Annotated in this window: 19 protein-coding genes; 18 read left to right on the top strand and 1 reads right to left on the bottom strand. The window is 45.3% G+C overall.

The window, feature by feature from the left end; all coding sequences use genetic code 11:
- Nucleotides 1–115: 115 nt before the first annotated feature.
- The 10 genes from rplS (at nucleotide 116) to ACR1R9_RS16110 (ending at nucleotide 9,014) form a co-directional block, all read left to right on the top strand.
- A complete protein-coding gene (rplS, locus tag ACR1R9_RS16155) occupies nucleotides 116–457 on the top strand; it encodes a 50S ribosomal protein L19 (protein ID WP_024630190.1) in 342 nt (113 codons plus the stop codon).
- A 256-nt stretch (nucleotides 458–713) separates the two neighbouring features.
- Nucleotides 714–1,334, top strand: coding sequence for a signal peptidase I (gene lepB, locus ACR1R9_RS16150; protein ID WP_076289488.1), 621 nt, complete (start codon nucleotides 714–716; stop codon nucleotides 1,332–1,334).
- A 167-nt stretch (nucleotides 1,335–1,501) separates the two neighbouring features.
- Nucleotides 1,502–2,365, top strand: a complete 864-nt coding sequence (ylqF, locus tag ACR1R9_RS16145; RefSeq protein ID WP_076289489.1) for a ribosome biogenesis GTPase YlqF — start codon at nucleotides 1,502–1,504, stop codon at nucleotides 2,363–2,365.
- A 409-nt stretch (nucleotides 2,366–2,774) separates the two neighbouring features.
- Nucleotides 2,775–3,470 (top strand): ribonuclease HII, encoded by a 696-nt coding sequence (locus tag ACR1R9_RS16140; protein ID WP_433923700.1) that lies wholly within the window; start codon nucleotides 2,775–2,777, stop codon nucleotides 3,468–3,470.
- Nucleotides 3,471–3,500: 30 nt separating this feature from the next.
- The gene (locus ACR1R9_RS16135; RefSeq protein WP_433923194.1) at nucleotides 3,501–5,546 is read left to right on the top strand and encodes a DNA ligase; all 2,046 of its coding nucleotides are present in this window, start codon (nucleotides 3,501–3,503) and stop codon (nucleotides 5,544–5,546) included.
- Nucleotides 5,543–5,851: an EscU/YscU/HrcU family type III secretion system export apparatus switch protein gene (locus ACR1R9_RS16130; RefSeq protein WP_076289491.1), complete on the top strand. Its 309-nt coding sequence runs from the start codon at nucleotides 5,543–5,545 to the stop codon at nucleotides 5,849–5,851. Before ACR1R9_RS16135 ends, ACR1R9_RS16130 begins: the two co-directional genes overlap by 4 nt.
- A complete protein-coding gene (locus tag ACR1R9_RS16125; protein ID WP_326066409.1) occupies nucleotides 5,845–6,243 on the top strand; it encodes a YraN family protein in 399 nt (132 codons plus the stop codon). The genes ACR1R9_RS16130 and ACR1R9_RS16125 overlap by 7 nt, the downstream gene beginning before the upstream one ends.
- A 502-nt stretch (nucleotides 6,244–6,745) precedes the next feature.
- The gene (locus ACR1R9_RS16120) at nucleotides 6,746–6,907 is read left to right on the top strand and encodes a paeninodin family lasso peptide (RefSeq protein ID WP_433923195.1); all 162 of its coding nucleotides are present in this window, start codon (nucleotides 6,746–6,748) and stop codon (nucleotides 6,905–6,907) included.
- Between the two features lie 66 nt (nucleotides 6,908–6,973).
- Nucleotides 6,974–8,194, top strand: a complete 1,221-nt coding sequence (locus tag ACR1R9_RS16115; RefSeq protein ID WP_433923196.1) for a carboxypeptidase-like regulatory domain-containing protein — start codon at nucleotides 6,974–6,976, stop codon at nucleotides 8,192–8,194.
- A gap of 268 nt (nucleotides 8,195–8,462) precedes the next feature.
- On the top strand, nucleotides 8,463–9,014 hold the full coding sequence (locus ACR1R9_RS16110; protein WP_163760956.1) for a nitroreductase family protein: 552 nt from the start codon (nucleotides 8,463–8,465) through the stop codon (nucleotides 9,012–9,014).
- Nucleotides 9,015–9,247: 233 nt separating this feature from the next.
- On the opposite strand, the gene ACR1R9_RS16105 is transcribed toward ACR1R9_RS16110, so the two are convergent.
- Nucleotides 9,248–10,852, bottom strand: coding sequence for a YifB family Mg chelatase-like AAA ATPase (locus ACR1R9_RS16105; RefSeq protein WP_433923197.1), 1,605 nt, complete (start codon nucleotides 10,850–10,852; stop codon nucleotides 9,248–9,250).
- A gap of 525 nt (nucleotides 10,853–11,377) precedes the next feature.
- Here ACR1R9_RS16105 and ACR1R9_RS16100 point away from each other — a divergent pair.
- The 8 genes from ACR1R9_RS16100 to hslU all read left to right on the top strand — a co-directional run bounded on the left by ACR1R9_RS16100 (nucleotide 11,378) and on the right by hslU (nucleotide 21,313).
- Nucleotides 11,378–11,833 carry a MarR family winged helix-turn-helix transcriptional regulator gene (locus tag ACR1R9_RS16100; protein ID WP_076289496.1) on the top strand — a complete coding sequence of 152 codons (456 nt, stop codon included), beginning with the start codon at nucleotides 11,378–11,380 and terminating at the stop codon, nucleotides 11,831–11,833.
- A 249-nt stretch (nucleotides 11,834–12,082) separates the two neighbouring features.
- A complete protein-coding gene (gene sucC / locus ACR1R9_RS16095; protein WP_053783785.1) occupies nucleotides 12,083–13,243 on the top strand; it encodes an ADP-forming succinate--CoA ligase subunit beta in 1,161 nt (386 codons plus the stop codon).
- A gap of 79 nt (nucleotides 13,244–13,322) precedes the next feature.
- Nucleotides 13,323–14,252: a succinate--CoA ligase subunit alpha gene (gene sucD / locus ACR1R9_RS16090; RefSeq protein ID WP_076289497.1), complete on the top strand. Its 930-nt coding sequence runs from the start codon at nucleotides 13,323–13,325 to the stop codon at nucleotides 14,250–14,252.
- A 246-nt stretch (nucleotides 14,253–14,498) separates the two neighbouring features.
- Nucleotides 14,499–15,629 carry a DNA-processing protein DprA gene (gene dprA, locus ACR1R9_RS16085; protein ID WP_433923198.1) on the top strand — a complete coding sequence of 377 codons (1,131 nt, stop codon included), beginning with the start codon at nucleotides 14,499–14,501 and terminating at the stop codon, nucleotides 15,627–15,629.
- A gap of 120 nt (nucleotides 15,630–15,749) precedes the next feature.
- Nucleotides 15,750–17,840 (top strand): type I DNA topoisomerase, encoded by a 2,091-nt coding sequence (topA, locus tag ACR1R9_RS16080; protein ID WP_076289499.1) that lies wholly within the window; start codon nucleotides 15,750–15,752, stop codon nucleotides 17,838–17,840.
- Between the two features lie 23 nt (nucleotides 17,841–17,863).
- Nucleotides 17,864–19,207, top strand: a complete 1,344-nt coding sequence (gene trmFO, locus ACR1R9_RS16075; RefSeq protein WP_433923199.1) for an FADH(2)-oxidizing methylenetetrahydrofolate--tRNA-(uracil(54)-C(5))-methyltransferase TrmFO — start codon at nucleotides 17,864–17,866, stop codon at nucleotides 19,205–19,207.
- A gap of 26 nt (nucleotides 19,208–19,233) precedes the next feature.
- Nucleotides 19,234–19,776, top strand: a complete 543-nt coding sequence (hslV, locus tag ACR1R9_RS16070) for an ATP-dependent protease subunit HslV (protein WP_326066398.1) — start codon at nucleotides 19,234–19,236, stop codon at nucleotides 19,774–19,776.
- A gap of 136 nt (nucleotides 19,777–19,912) precedes the next feature.
- Nucleotides 19,913–21,313 carry an ATP-dependent protease ATPase subunit HslU gene (gene hslU / locus ACR1R9_RS16065; RefSeq protein WP_099853318.1) on the top strand — a complete coding sequence of 467 codons (1,401 nt, stop codon included), beginning with the start codon at nucleotides 19,913–19,915 and terminating at the stop codon, nucleotides 21,311–21,313.
- Nucleotides 21,314–21,658: the final 345 nt, after the last annotated feature.

Raw genomic sequence — 21,658 nt, 5'->3', positions numbered from 1 at the left:
TGCGTGATACAATAAGTCTGTTATGTGGAATACGGCGGTCCTCTATGGATAATGAAGGAGACAAGGTGTTCTCTGGAAGAAGTATGAACGCCTGTACGGAAGGAGGGAGTCATAGATGAATATCGTTCAAGCGATTACACAAGAACAACTTCGTAAAGATATTCCGAGTTTTCGTCCTGGTGACACTTTGAAAGTGCACGTTAAGGTAATCGAGGGAACTCGTGAGCGTATCCAATTGTTCGAAGGTGTTGTGATTAAACGCCGTGGTGGTGGAATCAGTGAGACTTTTACAGTTCGTAAAATTTCTTACGGTGTAGGTGTGGAAAGAGCTTTCCCGCTTCATTCCCCTAAAATCGATAGAATCGAAGTGGCTCGCCGTGGTAAAGTGCGTCGTGCGAAGCTTTATTATCTTCGTGAACTACGCGGTAAAGCAGCGAGAATTAAAGAAATTCGTTAATATAACGGATACCGGGGAGGGCTTGGAGACAAGCCCTTTTCGTTTTTGTCCGGGAAAAGTTGAACCGGAGGTGCACTTCCGAGTAAAATGGTATGGCGGCACACGCGCGAATAGTCCGGGAGGCTTGTGAAATCAGTTATTGAAGGACATTTGAATTGTGGATTAAATGTACTGGTAATGCTTGCGTGTAAGATTACATAACTGATGATGTGTAAAAACTGCTATAACATGTACTGTGAAGAGAGGAAGATCATTAATGGAACAGGAAGTTCAACAGGACCAGGGCAATACTGCCGAAGAGAAAGGCAGTCGATCCAAAAAAGCCAAAAATGAAATTTTCGAATGGCTTAAAGCCATCGTGATCGCACTAGTACTTGTCATTTTAATTCGGTGGTTACTGTTCAAACCGTTTGTTGTGGACGGGCCTTCCATGCAGCCGAATTTTCATACAGGTGAACGTGTAATCGTCAATGAAATTTTATATGATATTAGGGAACCACAGCGCGGAGAAGTAATTGTATTCCACGTTCCTACCGAAGGCCGTGATTTCATTAAACGTGTCATTGCTGTCGCTGGTGATACCGTTGAGGTTCAGGACGATACAGTTCTCGTCAATGGTAAAAAAGTCGATGAGACTTACATTCAGGGAGCCATCGATGCTGCAGAAGCGAACGGTGGAACCTATAACGTGAAGGACTTCCCTAATGAACAATTCCCGGATGGGAAAGTACCTGAAGGTCATGTTTTTGTAATGGGGGATAACCGTCCGAACAGTACGGATAGCCGAATGATCGGTTATGTATCACTGAAGGATATTGTAGGTCGTGCAGATGTGATTTTCTGGCCGATCGGCGATATCAAATGGATTAACCATTAATATGAATGCAGGATATATAAGCAAAATATAAAATGTACACCAAAACGTAGAGGGTTGAACTAATCTGGGGATAATAGAGATCTAAGATGGTTTTACCAGCGAAGTGATGCGGTGTGCATGTTATAGAAAAAAGTTTATATATCAACAAATAATGAGGTGAAGACAAGGTGACGATTCAATGGTTTCCAGGTCATATGACCCGAGCCAGACGCCAGATTCAGGATAAGTTAAAGCTGATTGACGTGGTCATCGAACTGCTGGATGCCCGTCTGCCTGTCTCCAGCCGCAACCCGATGATTGACGAGATTTTACAGGGCAAACCCCGGATGATTTTGTTGAATAAGTCCGACTTGGCGGATGCGAAAGTAACGCAAGAATGGATTGAATATTTCAAAAAAGAGGGAATCACTGCTTTCCCTGTAGATGCTTCAACAGGTACCAACGTGAAAGACATTCCAACACAAGCAAAGCTTCTCCTAAAAGAAAAAATTGACCGTCAAATAGCTAAAGGGATTAACCCTAGAGCGGTTCGTGGACTGATTGTTGGTATTCCAAACGTGGGTAAATCCACGCTGATTAACCGACTGGCTGGACGGAACATTGCGGCAACGGGAGATCGTCCTGGTGTGACAAAGGGACAACAGTGGATCAAAGTTGGTAAAGAGATGGAACTGCTGGATACCCCCGGTATTCTGTGGCCGAAATTTGAAGATCAAAACGTGGGTTATCGTCTTGCGGTAACAGGTGCAATTAAGGAAGAGATTCTGAATGCAGAAGACATCGCCTTTTTTGGCATCAGTTATCTAATGCGTTATTACTGGGAATCTCTTGAAGAACGATACGGACTTCAGGAGTTCTCCAAGGATGCGGATGATTCTGACAGCGTTGTTGCGATCATGGAACAGGTTGGTCGTATACGTGGTTGTGTGGTAAGTGGTGGGCGTATCGATTTGGAAAAGGCATCGCGAGCTTTTCTGCGTGAACTGCGTGCGGGCAAAATGGGACGTTTCTCTATGGAAGCTCCTTATTAAATAAGAGACAACTGCCGAAAGAAGCGGCCGTTACCGGATTACCGGGAGCGGTCGCTTTTTGTCATATTGGAATTTAGATTAGAGGAACTTTGATTGATCTGGAAGGTGATTCTAGAAAATTGCACTTAATGGGATTGTATTGTACGTATATCTGGGTCTCTTAAATCATGCTATGATGAATGATGAAGATTTAGCCTGCTCAGTGCTGAATATCTTCAATTTAAGCCAACAGATACCGATAAAATAATAACTCATCATCGTATTATCATATATGCTTTACAGAAGTTTATTTCTTATTTAATAGGATCTGATAGAACAAAAATCGGGAATCTACGTCTATATAATAAAATGATATAAAGTGATGCGTTAAGCAAGAGTGGGCAGAGGAGATGACACCGTAATGAATGAAATGAAGGAGTTAACTGAATTGACGCAACTGGATGCCCTGGTTGAACCGAAAAAGAAGAAAAAAGAATTGGTGGAGCCCAAAGATCTGCTGATCTATGAGCGTGAATATTGGGAAAGCGGATTTGAACATATTGCCGGAATTGATGAAGTGGGACGTGGTTGTTTATTTGGAGATGTAGTAGCGGCAGCCGTTATTTTACCTCGTGAGCTGATTCTGGAAGGCGTTAATGATTCCAAGAAATTAACGGAGAAAAAGCGCGACGCATTATATGACATCATAATGGAAAAGGCGTTGGCAGTGGGAATTGGTTATGCGGATGCGGAAACGATTGATCAACTGAATATTAAACAGGCTGCAAGGCTTGCCATGAAACGTGCGGTAGAGGCCCTTGAGGACGTGCCGGACTACCTGTTGGTGGATGCCGAAAAGGTAGATGTGAATATACCACAGTTATCCATTATTAAAGGTGATGCAAATAGTCAATCCATTGCGGCAGCATCCATTATTGCGAAGGTTACCCGGGATAGGCTTTGCAAGGAGGATTGGGATACGTTATATCCGGAATATGGTTTATCGATACATAAGGGATATGCAACGAAATTTCATCGTGAACAAATTATGGCTCTTGGTGCTACACCCATGCATCGTCGCAGTTTTCTCGGCAATCTGCTCGGAGAACAGCACACTTTATTTTAATTAGACCATACGCGGAGGGAGGGGAAGGTTATGAATATAAGTTCCGTGATTCGTGGGTTACTGGGGGATAGTAAACCGGGAAATGCCAAGCCATTGGAGTTAAAGGAAGGCCAGGTTGTACGTGGTTCTGTGGTTAGTGTATCCGATGATGGAGCAGATGCGGTTCTTCAGATTCAGGGTGTGCAGGTGCGTGCAAAACTAGAAACCCCGCTTCGCCCAGGTGAAACAACTCTGCTTCAGGTTCAGCCTCCAGGTGAAAATGGCGTAACGGTAATGAAACCACTGACGGGTACATTAGCAGAGCTGCCACAGGCATCTCTGAACAATTTGCTTCAGGAGGTAGGCTTGCCGGATACCAAGGGGAATCGGGAACTGTTGTTAGCTATGCAGCGAAGTGGATTACCTTTAACCAAGGATAATGTAGCCATGGTTCAAAATATGATAACAGCAAAACCTGCACAAGTGCCTGTCGAAGAATGGGTTCAGGCGACAGGTATTGCTTTTCAGCGTGGTCTTCCGGTTACAGCGGAAACGGTAAAGGGCTTGCATCAAGCTGTATTTGGCCCGCCACTACATCAGTTGTTGAAGGGTTTGGCTGAACAGCTGGAGTCCATGCTGACCCAAACCGCAGGTAAACCGCTGCCGACTGCTGAACAGGCAGCTACAGTGAAGAATAACATTACGGCTGGAGTGCCTATACCTTCAAACGGAGAGCAGACGGGAGGAAACTTAGCTGCGTCAGGCGGTAACCGTCAGGTAGGAGGAACAACCGGATTGTCCGGGCAACCCGTGCCTGGAGCGACTGCTGGTGGTACTCCAATGGCTGATGGATCTGTGGAAACAGCTGGTGGTGCGGTTAAAGGCAATGGGCAGACTGGAGCAGGGACTGCCGAGAGTGCTGGGATAAAAGCAGGGACTAGCCATGTTGAAACTGCTGGCAAGGTGGGTACAGGTATTCCGGCAGGAACCGGAATACCTGGTGAGAGCCCGCGTGCAGTTGACGCGGGTGTTGCTGGGAGCCGCCCAGGTACGCCGGGTGCTGCTGTGGATGTTACGGCTGGCCGAGTGATAGCGGGCCAGCCTGAGGGGGGCGCGGCCGGGCGAACTGACGGCCACGTTGAAACGCCTGCTGCTGCGGGGTCTACCGCTTCCGCAGCAGGGCAGGCGGCGCCAGCAGCTCCATCGGCAGCGCAGCTGGCACCCAAGCTGCTGGCGCTTCTGGACGCGCTGCGCAGCGCGTCCACAGCCGCACCGGCACAGCCAGGTGCGGCGACACAGGCCGCCCCTGCATCGCAGGGCGGCTCGGTGGCTGCGGCTGCCGGAGGCGTGCCGCAGCCTTTGCCAGCCGGCGCAGACGCGCTGCCGGCTGGCGGTAGTGCCGCAGCGCCTGCGGGAGCTGCGGCGGCGCCCGTCACCCACGAGGGGGACCCGTGGGTGGGGCGTGTGTTGAAGCTGCTCGGTGCGGAGCACGAGCAGCAGGCAGTTCACGGCGCGGCTGCGCAGGCGCGCGTGGGGGATGTGGCGAGTCCGGGAACCGCGGATTCGCTCAAGGGCTTGCTGCTGCAGCTTGCCAGCAGCGATGGTGCACCGGCGGCACTCAAGGATGTCGCCGGACAGGCTGTGCAATTTCTGACAGGTCAGCAGTTATTGCTAACAACAGATCGCAGTGCTACCTTTGCCCAGATGCACTGGTTTATCCCCATTACCGGACCTGACGGAGAAGAGACGGCTTCCGTTCAGATTCAATCACGCCGTGGGCAACGCGGTGAATTGGATGCATCCAACTGCCGCCTTTGGTTTGATCTGGACATGAAAAGTCTTGGTCCGACATTGGTGGATGTGCATGTTGTTAATAATATCGTCAGTCTGCGTGTACTAAATGATGGCGAAGGAATGGGACCGCTCTTGGAAAGTGGGCGCGAAGAGATCCATAAGGCGCTGGACAAGCTGGGTTATCAGTTGCTGACTTTCAAGGCGGAACCCTGGCCTATTGGCCAGGAACCGGGTGCCGAACGGAAAATGACTGCCTCGGACTACAGTCCTGAACGATACAAAGGGGTGGACATGCGGGTATGAAAGAGGATTCGCAACCGGACCTGATGTCCAAAAAGGCCGTTGCTTTAAAATATGTACCTGGTGAGAGTGAAGCACCAGTGGTCGTAGCCAAAGGCCGTGGCAAAGTGGCAGAAGCCATTTTGGATAAAGCCAAGGAAAATGGTGTGCCTGTTCAGGAGGATGCCGCACTTGTGGAAGTGCTTTCTAAACTGGATTTGGACGAACAAATCCCGGCGGAACTGTATCAGCTGGTGGCGGAAGTGTTGACCTACATTTATCGTGCTGACCGTCTAGCTTCTGGACGAGAGGAAGAGGAATCATGGTAGAGCACGGATCAGAACAGGGTCCAGCTTCAAAACTGACACGTCAGCAAAAAGGACGATTGGGTGAAGAAGCTGCTTGCGACTGGCTTCGGGAGCATGATTATCGCATTTTGAAGCGCAATTGGCGCTGCCGACGCGGAGAGATTGATATCGTTGCTTCTCGTGAAGACATGATCATTTTTATTGAAGTCCGCAGCAGAAGCGGAACTGCACAGTATGGTACACCCCAGGAGTCAGTAGATATTCGTAAAATGCAGCAGGTACGTGCAACTGCATCTGTATATTTGCAAATGACTGGAGAAACGACTCATCAAATCCGTTTTGATGTGATCGCAGTCATGCTGGATAAAGCAGGCGAAATTGTTTCAATTGATCATATTATGAATGCATTCTGAGTTTCTGCTACATAAACGATTCTTCTAAATGTGTTAACCCACAAGAAAGACACTTAAAATAGTGACTCTCTTGTGGGTTATTTTTTTGGACAAGTTATTGGTAAGAAAGAAATTAAGAAAACATAACTAATATACATGCGACAAACAACGATACATATTGTATCGTATTATGGATTATTAAAATTATCCTCGTTGTGATTATTTACTTTTTCTATTGTTAATGGACTACATTCTAATTATTAATTCTCTAATAGAAGCTCAAACGATGTGTGTAAATCCAGTCTAAATTATAGAGTTACCTGTGATAAAATGCCCTTTTTCTCTTTATCATGCATATGTCCTTACTCATGTTCGTTTTAATTCCATAAACAATGAAGCCTCGCTGTATCTTCTAACTTGTTGCTAGACGGCGAAAGAGAATGGAGCGCTTAAAATAAATAGATACAAAATGTATCATTTATAATAAAATGAGAAAAGCAAATATGAAAAAGAGGTGTGAACTATGAAAGAAATTCAATCTATTGCGGCAAACAAAATCAAACAGGAGTGGGTGACACCACAATTGGAAGTGTTGGATATTAGCAAAACCATGAATGGTGGTGAAGGGATTTGGCAATATGTTTGGGGCGGGGAATTTTGGAAGCTCGAAATGTTGGTTAGTTAGATAGATAAAACGAGTTCATATGGTCACCGGACTTACTACTATATTTGGATGAGGTGAACGATTGTCATGAGTATTCAATGGAAATGGATGATTCGTTTAAGTGTGTTTTTATTATTTTTTGGGGTGTGTGGTCTGCTGCATTCTGGAACGACATATGCTGCATCCAAAAATGCTTCTGCGGAGGGGCAAGTTAATAATCTTGCTCAAACTTCAAAAATTTATGGGGAAATTACTGATATGGATGGTTTTCCGGTGAAAGATGTAAATGTAAATATTAAGATGCACACATTCGAAAGCAGCGAAATAGCAACCAAAACAGTTAAAACCAATTCCAAGGGAGAGTACAGTTTTGAAACAACGATAAGTGAAAGCATATACATCATTATTAGTCCGGTTGCCAAGGGGTATTTGGGAACCATCAATAAGTATAATAACTTTTATTTGTTTCCGGGAGAAACAACGGAAAAGAATTTTGTCCTTTATGAGCCTTCGACAATTGTAGGCAAAGTTACTGATCAATCAGGAAAACCTGTTGTGGGTGCTATCATTAAAGCAACAACAGTCAGCCAATCTGTAAAGACAGACAAGGAGGGCAACTATGCGATTACAGGAATAGATAATTATGCCTACAATGAAATTACGATACAGGTTGATGCAAAAGGCTATGTACTTTACACAACAAATGGATCTCCAGGCATTGGGAGGACAATGAAATTGAACATAGTACTGCAAGATGCAGCGGATGTTAGTGGTTTGGTACAAGATGAACAGGGGAGGCCAGTGGTAGGGGCCACGGTATCTATTTATAATCTTAAGATGATAACAGACAAACAAGGCAAGTATTCCATAAATCGACTGTCTCCGGGATCAAGCACAATCTCTGTTGAAGCGGATGGTTATATCAAGCAAACGATTAGGGTAACTTTGGTCAAAGGACCTAACAATACTTTTGATTTTTTTCTCAAGAATAATGTGGATAATACCCCGCCTGTAACCAAATATACTTTAGTTCCTTTGACAGAGGTATCCAATGGAAAACAATATATTAATGGTTTTAATTTTAAGTTAAAGGCAACGGACGAAGTTAACGGATCAGGTTTGAAAATGACCCAGTACAGAATCAATGGGGGTGAATGGATCACGTTTACCGTACCAATAAAAATCTATGCTCCTGATGTCAAAACAGTGGAGTATTTCAGCACGGATATCGCCGGCAACCAAGAAAAAATAAACAAAATGGATTTTGTGAATGGGAAATATGAAGGAGCAGGATCATACCCTTATTGATTAAATAGCTATTTATAATGAAGAAAGGCGACGTTGACTCTAAGAATCCCTCCGCGGGGGAAGAGTCGAAGTCGCCTTTTTGCATCCGAAATAATCAGAACGAAATAATGTTAATCGCATTCCTTTGAATCCAATGAACAGATCAGTGTATAATCAAGAGGGTAATCCAGTTTTGCTGCACCGTTTGATTTTTCATAAATGAGTCGATTCACATCGCAGGCTCGAACTGCGGTCACGGATAATTTTTTATAATCTGGGAGGCATGGTCATGAGTAAATCTACCCAAACGGGTAACGCCGTAAGAGAAGCCATTCAAAATCGTCGTACAGTCAAAAAGTTTAAAAAAGAAGCTGTTCCCACACAGCAGATTATTGATTTGTTGGACACAGCCGTATGGGCACCCAATCATAAATTGCGTGAGCCGTGGCGGTTTTTATTGTTTAGCGGAAATGGACTGAACAAGCTGGCAGACGCTATTGATGCAGAGATGGGAGAGGATAACAAGTTCTCTGCCAATATCAAGCAGGTCCCTGCCGTCATGCTTGTTGTTATGGAAGAAGATCCGCGCCAAAATATCTGGGATGAAGATTTTGCAGCAGTAAGTGCATTGGTGCAAAACTTCCTACTCGCGGCATGGAGTGAAGACATTGGAACGTTCTGGGTAACCAAGCCTTTCCTCTATGGACCCAAATTCCGTAAGACACTTGGGATTCAGGCTGGGGAAAAAATTATAGGCATGGTTTACATGGGGTATCCAGAGGTTATTCCTTCTGCCAAAGAACGTACACCAGCCAAAGACAAGCTGACTATATTTGAATAATTGATATCTTGTTCGCTATTCATTCGAACGTAATGCTCTATGCAAAGCCCCTGCACGTATATCTCTTCTCTTATAAAGAGGATATATATGCAGGGGTGTTTGATTTGTAAAACTATTTAGCCATAAATTTGAAATCTATAAATATCTCGATTGAACCTTTCATGAAGGTAAATGGCGAAGGCACGTATTTCACCTTATAGCCCTTATAGCCTTATTTCCTTGATGACCCTCGCTCAAAATAAATTCAAATCCAACTGCCGATACTGTATCGCTTCAGCCACATGAGCTGTCAAAATGACGCCTTCATCATCCAAGTCTGCGATCGTCTGGGCCATCTTAATAATTCGATCATGTGCACGCATGCTCAGGTTCAGTGCTTGCAGTGTCTGCTGTAGCAGTTGGTCTGCTTCTTCAGGCAGGCGGATTGTTCGACGCAAAAGGGTTCCTGAGAGCTGGCTATTCCAACGAACTGAACTATTAGCATATCTTGCGGCCTGAATATGATGAGCATGAATGACTTTGGCCTGCATTTCCGCAGATGAAGGAGAAGCGCCAGCCTTGCGCCACTCGCTCGGGGGAGGAACTTCGACCTGAAGGTCGATGCGATCTAGCAACGGACCCGAGATTTTGGCACGGTAGGCGGCAACACGGGCAGGACTGCATATACAGCGTTGATCCTCCGATTGAGCAGAGAGATATCCGCAAGGACAGGGATTCATAGAACAGGCGAGCATAAATTGTGCTGGAAATGTGAACGCGGCTCTCGCACGGCTAATGGTGACTTTGCGATCCTCCAATGGTTGTCTCAACACTTCTAGGACTTGCCGCTGAAACTCTGGCAGCTCATCCAGAAACAATATCCCCCGGTGAGCAAGACTTACTTCGCCAGGTTTGGGGATGCCGCCGCCTCCAATGAGACCTGATGTGGAGATCGTATGGTGTGGAGAGCGAAAGGGTCTGTCTGCGATGAGACCATTTGAGGTATCTTTAAGCTTGCCTGCGGCACTTAGCACTTTGGTTACTTCCAGCGCTTCGTCTTCGGACAATGGTGGGAGAATCGTAGGCAGCCGTTTAATTAACATGGTTTTCCCTGTGCCCGGAGGTCCGACCAGCAAAATATTATGCATACCAGCTGCGGCAATCATGAGTGCACGCTTTACGTGATGCTGTCCCAGAACATCACTATAATCATCGTCCAACGACGGAGATCGCATTGGGCCCTCATGGCGCTCCATATCACCGACATTGGGATTCAGAGCAGAGAGATGGGCGTAATCTTTTAAAACAACAGGCCCCGTATTCTGCATCATTCCTTTCCTCTGCTTTGAATTCGTTTCCTGTTCAGGAACGATATCTTGCAAATGACGAACACCATATACCTGAATACCCCGAATCAACGAAGCCTCTTCCAGATTGTCGGCGGGCAGAAGAATGGAGGTAAAGCCTTGCCGTTTTGCCAAATCTACCATAGACAAAATACCAGGCACAGATCTTACTGAACCGTCCAATGCCAGCTCACCTACCACCAATGTCCGTTCCTCTACTGGAAGAACCAGCTGACCACTTGTTGAAAGTAAACCAATAGCGATGGCAAGATCGAAAGAAGATCCTTCCTTGCGCAGATCAGCAGGAGCCAGATTTATCGTAATCCGTTGCAACGGATACTGATAGCCACAGTTTTTTATAGCGGCACGAACGCGTTCAACCGCTTCACGAATAGCTGAATCCGGTAATCCAATAATTGAAGTCTGGGGTAAACCATTCGATAGATCTGTTTCCACTTCAATTAAAACGCCGTCAATTCCATATAAACAAGCACTATGCAGTTTTCCGTACATAATAAAAGAAACACCTCACTTCGTCCTTGGCGCGCATAATACAGGCCAGTCTACGAATTAAGGTGCTTCCTCAGCTTCTAACAAGCATTTTATATAAAAGAAATCAGGGCGTCAACCCGTCATCGTCATAGCTGCTGTATATCTATCCCTGACTCCTGAATTGTTTACAGTTTCCGCATGTAGTTTCTAGCAGAAGTATAGAATGTTCAGTTCTGAATCAATGTCGCGCTGTTGTGAAAATGGATGTAGATGCTGGTTGCTGTTATAACATATAAAGAGATCTTTTTATTACGTTGTCATATGATATCGATCGTATATGCTCCAAATTATATTTTATACAATTAAATTTATCACTATTAAATGGAAAAGTAAAATCATTTGTGCTCAATTATTCTGTTTTTTTTATAATTTATGATAAGATAGATGAGGGGCTCCTAATAATTCGCAAATTCTAGCGATTATAACAGTTGTAAGCCTCTATTATTAAGGAATATAGAATGCACAATAGGTAGGTGGGACAGATCTATGCAGAATGAAAGTTTGAAGCTGGATAACCAATTATGCTTTGCCATATACGCTTGTTCACGTGAAATTACGAAGATGTACCAACCCTATCTTGAGGTGCTTGGGGTAACCTACTCTCAATATCTGGTCTTGATGGTATTGTGGGAACGTGAAGAATGTACGGTTAAGGAAATCGGAGAGGCACTTTACCTCGATTCAGGCACTTTGACGCCTCTTCTGAAACGTTTGCAGTCAGCAGGACTTATTCATCGCGAACGTTCAGCTCAGGACGAACGGAAAGTATTGATTACACTTACAGACGCTGGGCGGGAACTTCGCCATAAAGCCTTGTCTATACCTGAAGCGATCCAGGAAGATGCATGTCTGAACAGTACTGAGTTCGAATCTTTACTGGGACAGTTCAAGGGACTGCTGGAGAAAGTACATCAAACCAACACCAAAGAAGCCAAAAAATAAAATGTAACATCGTATTACTATTAAGAAACCTTGGCTTATTAGCTGAGGTTTTTTCCATTAATATCCAAGCATTCACAATATGGGATCATACCCATATCAAAATACTGTCTATTAACCATTACTTTTTTAAGGAAAGCGTTTTAAAAACATGTTACAATGAATTGGGTTTAAGTGAAAATAGTCAACATTTGTCTTTTGTTAGTCTACCAACCCGCCTTGTTGCAGTCATGTTGATAGGAGGATTCGAGAATGAATATCCATGAATATCAAGGAAAAGAAGTACTGAAACAGTATGGAGTCACCGTTCCAAACGGAAAGGTTGCTTATACAGTCGATGAAGCGGTTGCGGCCGCAGAGGCACTGGGCAGTCCGGTGACTGTAGTCAAAGCGCAAATTCATGCAGGTGGCCGGGGGAAAGCCGGCGGCGTGAAAGTAGCGAAAAGTATCGACGAAGTTCGTGCTTACGCATCCGAAATTTTGGGAAAAGTATTGGTAACACACCAGACTGGACCTGAAGGTAAAGAAGTGAAGCGTCTTCTGATTGAAGAGGGATGCGATATCCGCAAAGAGTATTATGTGGGTGTTGTTGTGGACCGTGCCACAGGCCGCGTCGTAATGATGGCTTCCGAAGAAGGCGGTACAGAGATCGAAGAAGTAGCTGAAGCTACACCTGAGAAAATTTTTAAAGAAATTATTGACCCTGCAATTGGATTGCAAGTGTTCCAGGCGCGTAAACTGGCGTACAGCATTCGTATTCCGAATGAGTTGGTGAACAAAGCGGTTAAGTTTATGCTTGCGTTGTACAAAGCATTTGTCGAAAAAGATTGCTCCATTGCTGAGATCAATCCACTCGTTGTTACCGGAGATGGAAACGTTATCGCGCTGGATGCAAAATTGAATTTTGATTCCAACGCCTTGTTCCGTCACAAAGACATTTTGGAACTTCGTGATCTGGATGAAGAAGACGAAAAAGAAATCGAAGCTTCCAAATACGACCTGAGCTACATAGCACTTGATGGCAACATCGGCTGTATGGTCAATGGCGCGGGACTTGCGATGGCGACGATGGATATCATCAAATACTATGGCGGCGACCCGGCCAACTTCCTCGATGTTGGGGGCGGTGCGACAACAGAGAAAGTGACCGAAGCTTTCAAAATCATTTTGTCTGACGCCAAAGTGGCGGGTATCTTCGTTAACATTTTTGGCGGCATTATGCGTTGTGATGTCATTGCCAATGGTGTTGTTGAAGCCGCGAAGCAGCTTGGCCTGACTAAACCGCTGGTTGTTCGTCTTGAAGGAACTAACGTGGAGCTTGGTAAACGTATTTTGGGTGAATCCGGCCTGAATATCGTTCCTGCTGATTCCATGGCCGATGGTGCACAGAAAATTGTTGCCCTCGTAAAATAAGTTCATTCCTGGGCAAATTGCTGCCTTAGTTCCGGAGCTGTCCGGCACTTGAAAAATAACCGTAAGGATGTGAAGCAACGTGAGTATTTTGATTGATAAAAATACAAAAGTCATTACGCAAGGCATTACGGGTTCAACGGGAATGTTCCACACGAAGGGCGCATTGGACTACGGAACCCAGATGGTAGGCGGCGTTACACCGGGTAAAGGCGGAACCAATGTTGATATTACGCTGGAAGATGGCAAAGTAGTTAGTCTGCCGGTGTTTAATACAGTACAGGAAGCGAAGGAAGCTACTGGCGCAACAGCGAGCGTCATCTACGTTCCTCCGGCATTTGCAGCGGATTCCATCATGGAAGCCGTTGACGCAGAGCTGGATCTCGTGATCTGTATTACAGAAGGTATCCCGGTACTTGATATGGTCAAGGTTGACCGTTTCATGGAAGGCAAAGATACCGTTCTGATCGGACCAAACTGTCCGGGCGTTATTACACCAGGTGAATGCAAAATTGGCATCATGCCGGGTTATATTCATATGCCTGGCCACGTTGGCGTGGTCTCCCGTAGTGGAACACTCACGTATGAAGCCGTTCATCAATTGTCTGCGCGTGGAATTGGACAATCTTCTGCTGTGGGAATCGGGGGAGACCCGGTTAAAGGTTCTGAGTTCATTGATATCCTGAAACGGTTCAATGAAGACCCACAGACACATGCTGTAATCATGATTGGTGAAATCGGTGGTACGGCTGAAGAAGATGCTGCAGAGTGGGTACGCGAAAACATGACCAAACCGGTGGTTGGATTTATCGGTGGTGTTACGGCGCCTCCAGGCAAACGCATGGGTCATGCCGGTGCTATTATCTCTGGTGGTAAAGGTACAGCCAAAGAAAAAATTGCGAAACTGGAATCTTGCGGAATCAAAGTTGCTCCGACGCCAGCTGAAATGGGCTCGACTCTTGTGAGCGTACTTGAAGAACGTGGAATTCTGAATTTGTGCACGACACATTAATTCTTTTCCGTTATAATAGAAGAAACGGTGCAGGAAATTTATTTTTCTGGTGAGCCGACTATTGAAATGCGGAAAAGGTAAGCAACCTTTTGTCCTGAACAGGGCGAAGGGTTGCTTTTTTGCGTTTTTTTACAGGATGTAAAAGGGAGCTGTTGTCTGCCTGTATTGGTAAACGCTTGCAATCCGTTGTCACTTATCACACAATATGAGGGAAGATTTTCTTCCCGTTATGGGAGGTTTCTAATTATGGAAGAGAGATGGATTTTGATTGGACTGCATGAAACGGATGGTATTGGTAAGAAAACGATCTCCAAACTGCTATCAGGACAACATCAACTGACGGATTTTCTGGATTATAAAGAAGGGGATTGGACTGCCGCGGGTTTACGCAAGGATCAGGCTGTGCGTCTAACCAAGCAATTCAATATCGACTGGATTGAGCAGAGACAAGAGAGTGTTTATAAACAGGGCATTGAAGTCGTTACCTATTTGGATCATAATTACCCCATATTAATGAAGGAAACCGTTCAGCCACCCTGGGTGATGTATGGTCGCGGAGATCTGAATCTGTTGCACGCTCAATCCATTGCGATGGTAGGAACACGTATGCCTACGGTATATGGACGTAAAATTGGTGAGAAGCTGGCAGAGCAACTATGCAAGGCAGGGCTGACCATTGTAAGCGGGCTTGCAAGAGGAATAGATAGTGTGTGCCACGATGCGACTCTTCGTGCAAACGGCAAAACTATTGCGGTATTTGGGACAGGAATTGATAACATCTATCCGCCGGAAAATACAAGTCTTGCCGAACGAATTGCCGAAACAGGGCTGCTTTTGTCAGAATATCCTCCGGGTACACGTGCACGTCAGGGATTATTCCCGGAACGTAATCGGATCATTGCAGGGTTAACCCTCGGTACGCTAGTTGTAGAGGCTGATATCCGAAGCGGATCACTCATTACAGCAGATGCTGCACTCGAAGCGGGAAGAGACGTGTTTGCAGTCCCAGGACCCATTACTTCTCCCAAAAGCCGAGGCTCGCACAATCTGATTCGTCAGGGGGCAAAATTGGTGACCTGTGCCACAGATTTATTGGAAGAGTTTCGATTGGACTTGCCAAATGCCGAACAACTTCCTTACAATAGAGGACGTTCGGCTGAAAGCAGTGAAACTTCTAATGAAGGAATTTTCCCAGTTGTAAAACTATCTTCAGATGAACAACGTGTTATTTATCTGCTAGAGCAGGAAGAGCAATCACTGGATCAACTTGTGGAACAGCTCAACTGGGATTTTGGACATTTGCATTCAGTTCTGTTATCTTTAATCATAAAAAAGCAGATTAGCCAATTACCTGGAACCAAATACGCAAGGGTATGACGATGCTGCGATCAAGGCAGCATGTGAAAATAGATTATTAGCGGAAGTTAGTCCTGCTGCTAATGAAGTATGAATTATAAAAACAAGCAGCAGTTTCATGACTGAGAGGAGGATGAACCTATGGCGGATGCACTCGTAATCGTGGAGTCGCCCTCAAAGGCGAAGACGATCGGCAAATATTTAGGCAGCAAGTTCATCGTAAAAGCTTCGATGGGACATGTACGCGATTTGCCAAAGAGTCAGATCGGCGTTGAGGTGGAGAATGATTTTAATCCGAAATATATTACGATCCGCGGCAAAGGTTCAATTTTGAAAGAACTGAAGGATGCACGAAAGAAAGTGAAAAAAGTGTATCTCGCAGCTGACCCGGATCGCGAAGGTGAGGCTATTGCTTGGCATTTGGCCCATGCACTTGAACTGGATGAAACTGCGGATTGCCGAGTGGTATTTAATGAAATTACGAAACAGGCTGTCAAAGATGCGTTCAAAACGCCGCGTAAGATCAATATGGATCTGGTTAACGCGCAGCAGGCCAGACGTATTCTGGATAGGCTTGTAGGATATAAAATTAGTCCGTTATTATGGAAGAAAGTCAAAAAAGGATTGTCCGCTGGCCGCGTTCAGTCCGTGGCCGTCAAAATCATTTTAGATCGTGAAAATGAAATTAATGATTTTGAACCGGAAGAGTACTGGAGCATTACTGCCAAACTGACAGCGGACGGAAATCCGTTTGAAGCCAAGTTCCATCAGTTGAACGGTACCAAAACCGAACTTGGCAGTGAGGCAGAAGTACAGGCCATTTTAAAACAGATCGAAGGCGCTTCTTTTACAGTCAAAGAAGTTAAAGAGAAGGAACGTAGCCGTAACCCTTCTGCTCCTTTTACAACAAGTTCCTTGCAGCAGGAAGCCGCTCGTAAATTGAATTTCAGAGCTTCCAAGACGATGTCTGTCGCACAACAGCTGTATGAAGGTGTAGACCTCGGAAAAGAAGGCACAGTCGGTCTCATTACGTATATGCGTACAGACTCTACTCGAATTGCAGCATCGGCTCAGGAAGAAGCCAAGGAATATATTATTGGCAAGTACGGTGAGCCATTTGCACCGGAGACGCCTAGAAACTATTCCAAAAAAGCAGCCAATGCTCAAGACGCGCATGAAGCGATCCGTCCAACGTCAATTTTGCGTGATCCGGATTCCATTAAATCGTTTATGAGTCGTGATCAATTCCGGTTGTACAAACTGGTTTGGGAACGTTTTATAGCGAGCCAGATGTCATCTGCCGTTCTGGATACACTCTCCGTTGACATTGCTGCAGGTGATACAATTTTCCGTGCAGCGGGTTCAAAGGTTCGTTTCCAGGGATTCATGAAGGTATATGTAGAAGGTAATGATGACGGTACAACGGAAGAAGATCGTCTTTTGCCTCCGCTGAAAAATGGAGATGTGCTGGAGAATCGGGAGATCGAGCCGAAACAGCACTTTACACAGCCGCCACCACGTTATACGGAAGCAAGGTTAGTTAAAACGCTTGAGGAACTGGGCATAGGGCGTCCGAGTACATATGCGCCAACGCTGGAGACCATTCAGAAGCGCGGATATGTTGCCATTGAAGAGAAGAAATTCATGCCTACAGAACTGGGCGAACTTGTCATCGAACAGATGGAGGAGTTTTTCCCGGAGATCCTGAATGTGGAGTTCACCGCGAACATGGAAGGTGATCTTGACCATGTGGAGGAAGGGTCGGAAGATTGGGTCAAAGTACTCGCAGAATTCTACGAATCTTTTGAGAAGCGGCTTGAGTTTGCAGAAGAAGAAATGAAAGAAATCGAGATTGAAGATGAAGTATCGGATGAAATATGTGAGAAGTGCGGCAAACCGCTCGTTTATAAGCTAGGCCGTTTCGGCAAGTTTCTCGCATGTTCTGGGTTTCCGGATTGCCGGAATACCAAACCGATCATCAAGGATATAGGTGTGACTTGTCCGAAATGTAAAGAAGGGCATGTTGTTGAGCGCCGCAGTAAAAAGGGACGTATTTTCTATGGTTGCGACAAGTATCCTGAATGTGATTTTGTATCATGGGATAGACCGTCAGCGAAACCATGTCCAAGTTGCGGATCACTAATGATTGAGAAACGGAACAAACAGGGAACACGATTACAGTGTACTTCGTGTGATCATCAAGAACCGGTAGAGGAACCGGAAGAAGAATGAGCGGATTAGCTTAATGGGGGTAAATGATTTTGACGAATGAACAACAAGTAACCGTTATTGGCGCCGGGCTCGCAGGAACAGAAGCAGCTTGGCAGATCGCAAGTCGCGGTGTGCGCGTAAAACTATACGAGATGAGACCGGTTGTGAAAACGCCGGCTCACCATACAGATAAATTTGCAGAACTGGTGTGCAGCAACTCGCTTCGTGCCAATGGGTTGACCAATGCAGTTGGTGTATTGAAGGAAGAAATGAGAATGCTTAATTCTCTGGTCTTGGGTGCAGCAGACCGTCATGCCGTTCCAGCGGGTGGAGCACTTGCAGTGGACCGGGACGGATTCTCAGGCGAGATCACATCTACGCTTCATCAGCATCCACTCATTGAAGTTGTTAATGAAGAGCTGACTTCTTTGCCGGAAGATGGAATCGTTGTAGTTGCAACGGGGCCTTTGACTTCACCAGCATTGTCCGAGCAAATCAAAGCCCTTATGGGTGAAGAATACTTCTACTTCTATGATGCGGCTGCGCCAATTATCGAAAAAGATTCTATTGATATGAATAAAGTCTATCTGGCTTCACGTTATGATAAAGGCGAAGCGGCGTACTTGAACTGTCCTATGACAGAAGAGGAATTCGATGTGTTCTATGAAGCGTTGATCACAGCGGAAGTTGCTCAACTGAAAGAGTTTGAGAAAGAAATTTACTTCGAAGGCTGTATGCCGATTGAAGTCATGATGAAACGTGGCAAACAAACGGCTTTGTTTGGTCCGATGAAACCTGTAGGACTCGTCAATCCGCATACTGGAGAACTGCCGCATGCTGTTGTTCAGCTTAGACAGGACAATGCAGCAGGAACGCTGTACAATCTGGTCGGATTCCAGACGCATCTGAAATGGGGAGAACAAAAGCGGGTCTTTTCTTTGATCCCAGGACTTGAAAATGCGGAATTCGTTCGTTATGGCGTAATGCACCGTAACACATTTATCAATTCTCCCAAACTGCTTCGTCCAACGTATCAGTTCAAAGACCGTCCAAACCTGTTCTTTGCAGGTCAAATGACGGGAGTAGAAGGCTATGTAGAATCTGCGGCATCCGGTCTAATCGCGGGTATGAATGCGGCCAAAGCAGCGCTTGGACAGGAACTGGTGGTATTACCGGTGGAGACCACGCTGGGCAGTATGGCACAGTATATTACAACAGCTGATTTCAAACATTTCCAGCCAATGAACGCAAACTTTGGATTGCTGCCGAAGATGGAAACTAAAATACGCAATAAAAAGGAAAAGAATGAAGCACTTGCGCAACGTGCACTGGATGGCATTGCCCGTTTTGCAGCAACAGAAGGTCTAACCGTTCCAGAACGCGTGTAAATTAATCGTGGGAGGAGGCTGATATCATGGATATGTCATTTCATGCTACAACGATCTGTGCAGTTCGTCATAATGGCAAAGCAGCCATTGCCGGTGATGGTCAGGTGACCATGGGGCAAAGTGTTGTGATGAAAAATACAGCCAAAAAGGTAAGACGTTTATATCGAGGACAGGTAGTGGCAGGTTTTGCAGGTTCCGTAGCGGATGCTATTACCTTGTTTGAGAAATTCGAAGGTAAGCTGGAGGAGCACCATGGTAATCTGCAGCGGGCAGCGGTAGAACTTGCCAAGGATTGGCGTCAGGATCGGATTTTGCGCAAACTCGAAGCACTCCTTATTGTAATGGATAAAACGGGTATGCTGCTGATTTCTGGTGGGGGAGAAATTATCGAGCCGGATGATGATGTTATCGCTATTGGCTCGGGAGGAAACTTCGCGTTGTCTGCTGCACGCGCGTTAAAACGTCATGCGCTGGATCTGGAAGCAAAAGACATTGCTCGTGAAGCACTCCAGATTGCTTCAGAGTTATGTGTATATACCAACAATAATATTATTGTTGAAGAGTTGTAAGGAAAGCAATCTCCCGTGATGGGGCATGATGATTAAATCGGCTCCAGTTACTTCGTGGAGATTCTTTGTCCTTGTAGCTAATCTATAATGTTCTATCTCATAATCAAGGTTTGCATACTGTTAGGAGGGAAGCTATATGGATACTCAAGCGTTAACGCCAAGACAAATCGTTGCAGAGCTTGATAAGTACATTGTAGGTCAAAAACAGGCTAAAAAATCGGTAGCGGTCGCCCTTCGCAATCGTTATCGCCGTAGCCTTTTGCCAGAACATACCCAAGATGATATTGTACCAAAAAATATTCTGATGATTGGACCTACTGGTGTAGGTAAAACCGAGATTGCACGCCGACTGGCTAAGTTGGTAGGAGCCCCATTCGTAAAGGTGGAGGCTACGAAGTTCACAGAAGTGGGTTATGTTGGCCGTGACGTGGAATCTATGATTCGTGATTTGATTGAAACATCACTGCGGATGGTCAAGCTGGAACGTACAGAAAAGGTCAAAGACAAAGCGGAAGAGGCTGCCAATGAGCGGATCGTACATATTTTGGCCCCTTCACAATCCAAATCCAAAAATCAGCGGAATCCGTTCGAAATGATTTTTGGTAATAATGGCAACAACACGCCAGAAACCGATGAGCAAGAACCGGATACCGGAGTAGCCGAGCGGCGACGTAAAATCAAATTTGATTTGTTATCAGGCAAGCTGGAAGATGACGTTATCGAAATTGATGTGGAAGATACCACGCCTAACATGATGGACATGTTCGCTGGTCAAGGAAATGATCAGATGGGGATGAACATGCAGGAGATGTTTGGCAGTTTATTACCTCGTCGTACCAAAAAACGTAAACTGGCGATTAAGGAAGCTCGCAAAGTATTAATTCAGGAAGAAGCGGGCAAGTTGATCGATATGGATGATGTTACTCAGGAGTCCATTCGCCGGGCGGAACAAACAGGTATCATATTCATTGACGAAATTGATAAAGTGGCCAGTCAAGGACGCGGTAGCGGCCCAGACGTATCCCGTGAAGGGGTACAGCGTGATATTCTGCCAATCGTGGAAGGATCTACGGTAATGACCAAGTATGGCCCTGTCAAAACGGATTACATCCTGTTTATGGCAGCTGGCGCATTTCACGTAGCAAAGCCCTCAGATCTCATTCCAGAGCTCCAGGGGCGTTTCCCAATCCGTGTAGAACTGAACAGCCTGACGCTTGATGAATTTGTGTCGATTCTCACTGAACCTAAAAATGCGTTAACCAAGCAGTATGTGGATTTGCTGCGTACGGAGAATATTGAGATTGAGTTCTCGGATGATGCCATTCGTGAGATTGCCAAGCTGGCTGAGTCCGTGAATCAGAATACCGAAAATATCGGTGCACGGCGCCTGCATACTATTCTGGAGAAACTTCTTGAGGATTTGTCTTTTGAAGCGCCAGAGCTTACGCTGGAGCGTATGGTAATCACTCCGGAATATGTACGTGAGAAATTGAATGACATTGCACTTGATCGTGATTTAAGTCAATATATCCTGTAACATAGGTGTAATGCGCTGTTAGAGCGATTGAAGTATAAATGACGGTATACAATGGATGAATAAAGATCAGACGACTACACGGAAATGGGATATTCGATCCTGGTTCGGACTGTAGTAGACTGTATTCAATCCATCTGTATACCGTTTATTTTTGTTTTAGCCTAATACAATGCTGTTTTTTAACCGATAAAAGAGATGGAGTTGTATAAGACGAAAGATAATCTAGGACTTGTGCCGCAGAGATAATGTATTTAAGCCCTAAAGTTGTGTTTACAACTCATATTTGATACTTCTATAAATACCAATAATAGGATTTTATTTTTCCAAGTCTGGTTATCGGTTTAA

Source organism: Paenibacillus taichungensis (genome assembly GCF_050994985.1).
Lineage (GTDB): Bacteria > Bacillota > Bacilli > Paenibacillales > Paenibacillaceae > Paenibacillus > Paenibacillus taichungensis.
This window is presented reverse-complemented; position numbering and strand designations above follow the sequence as displayed.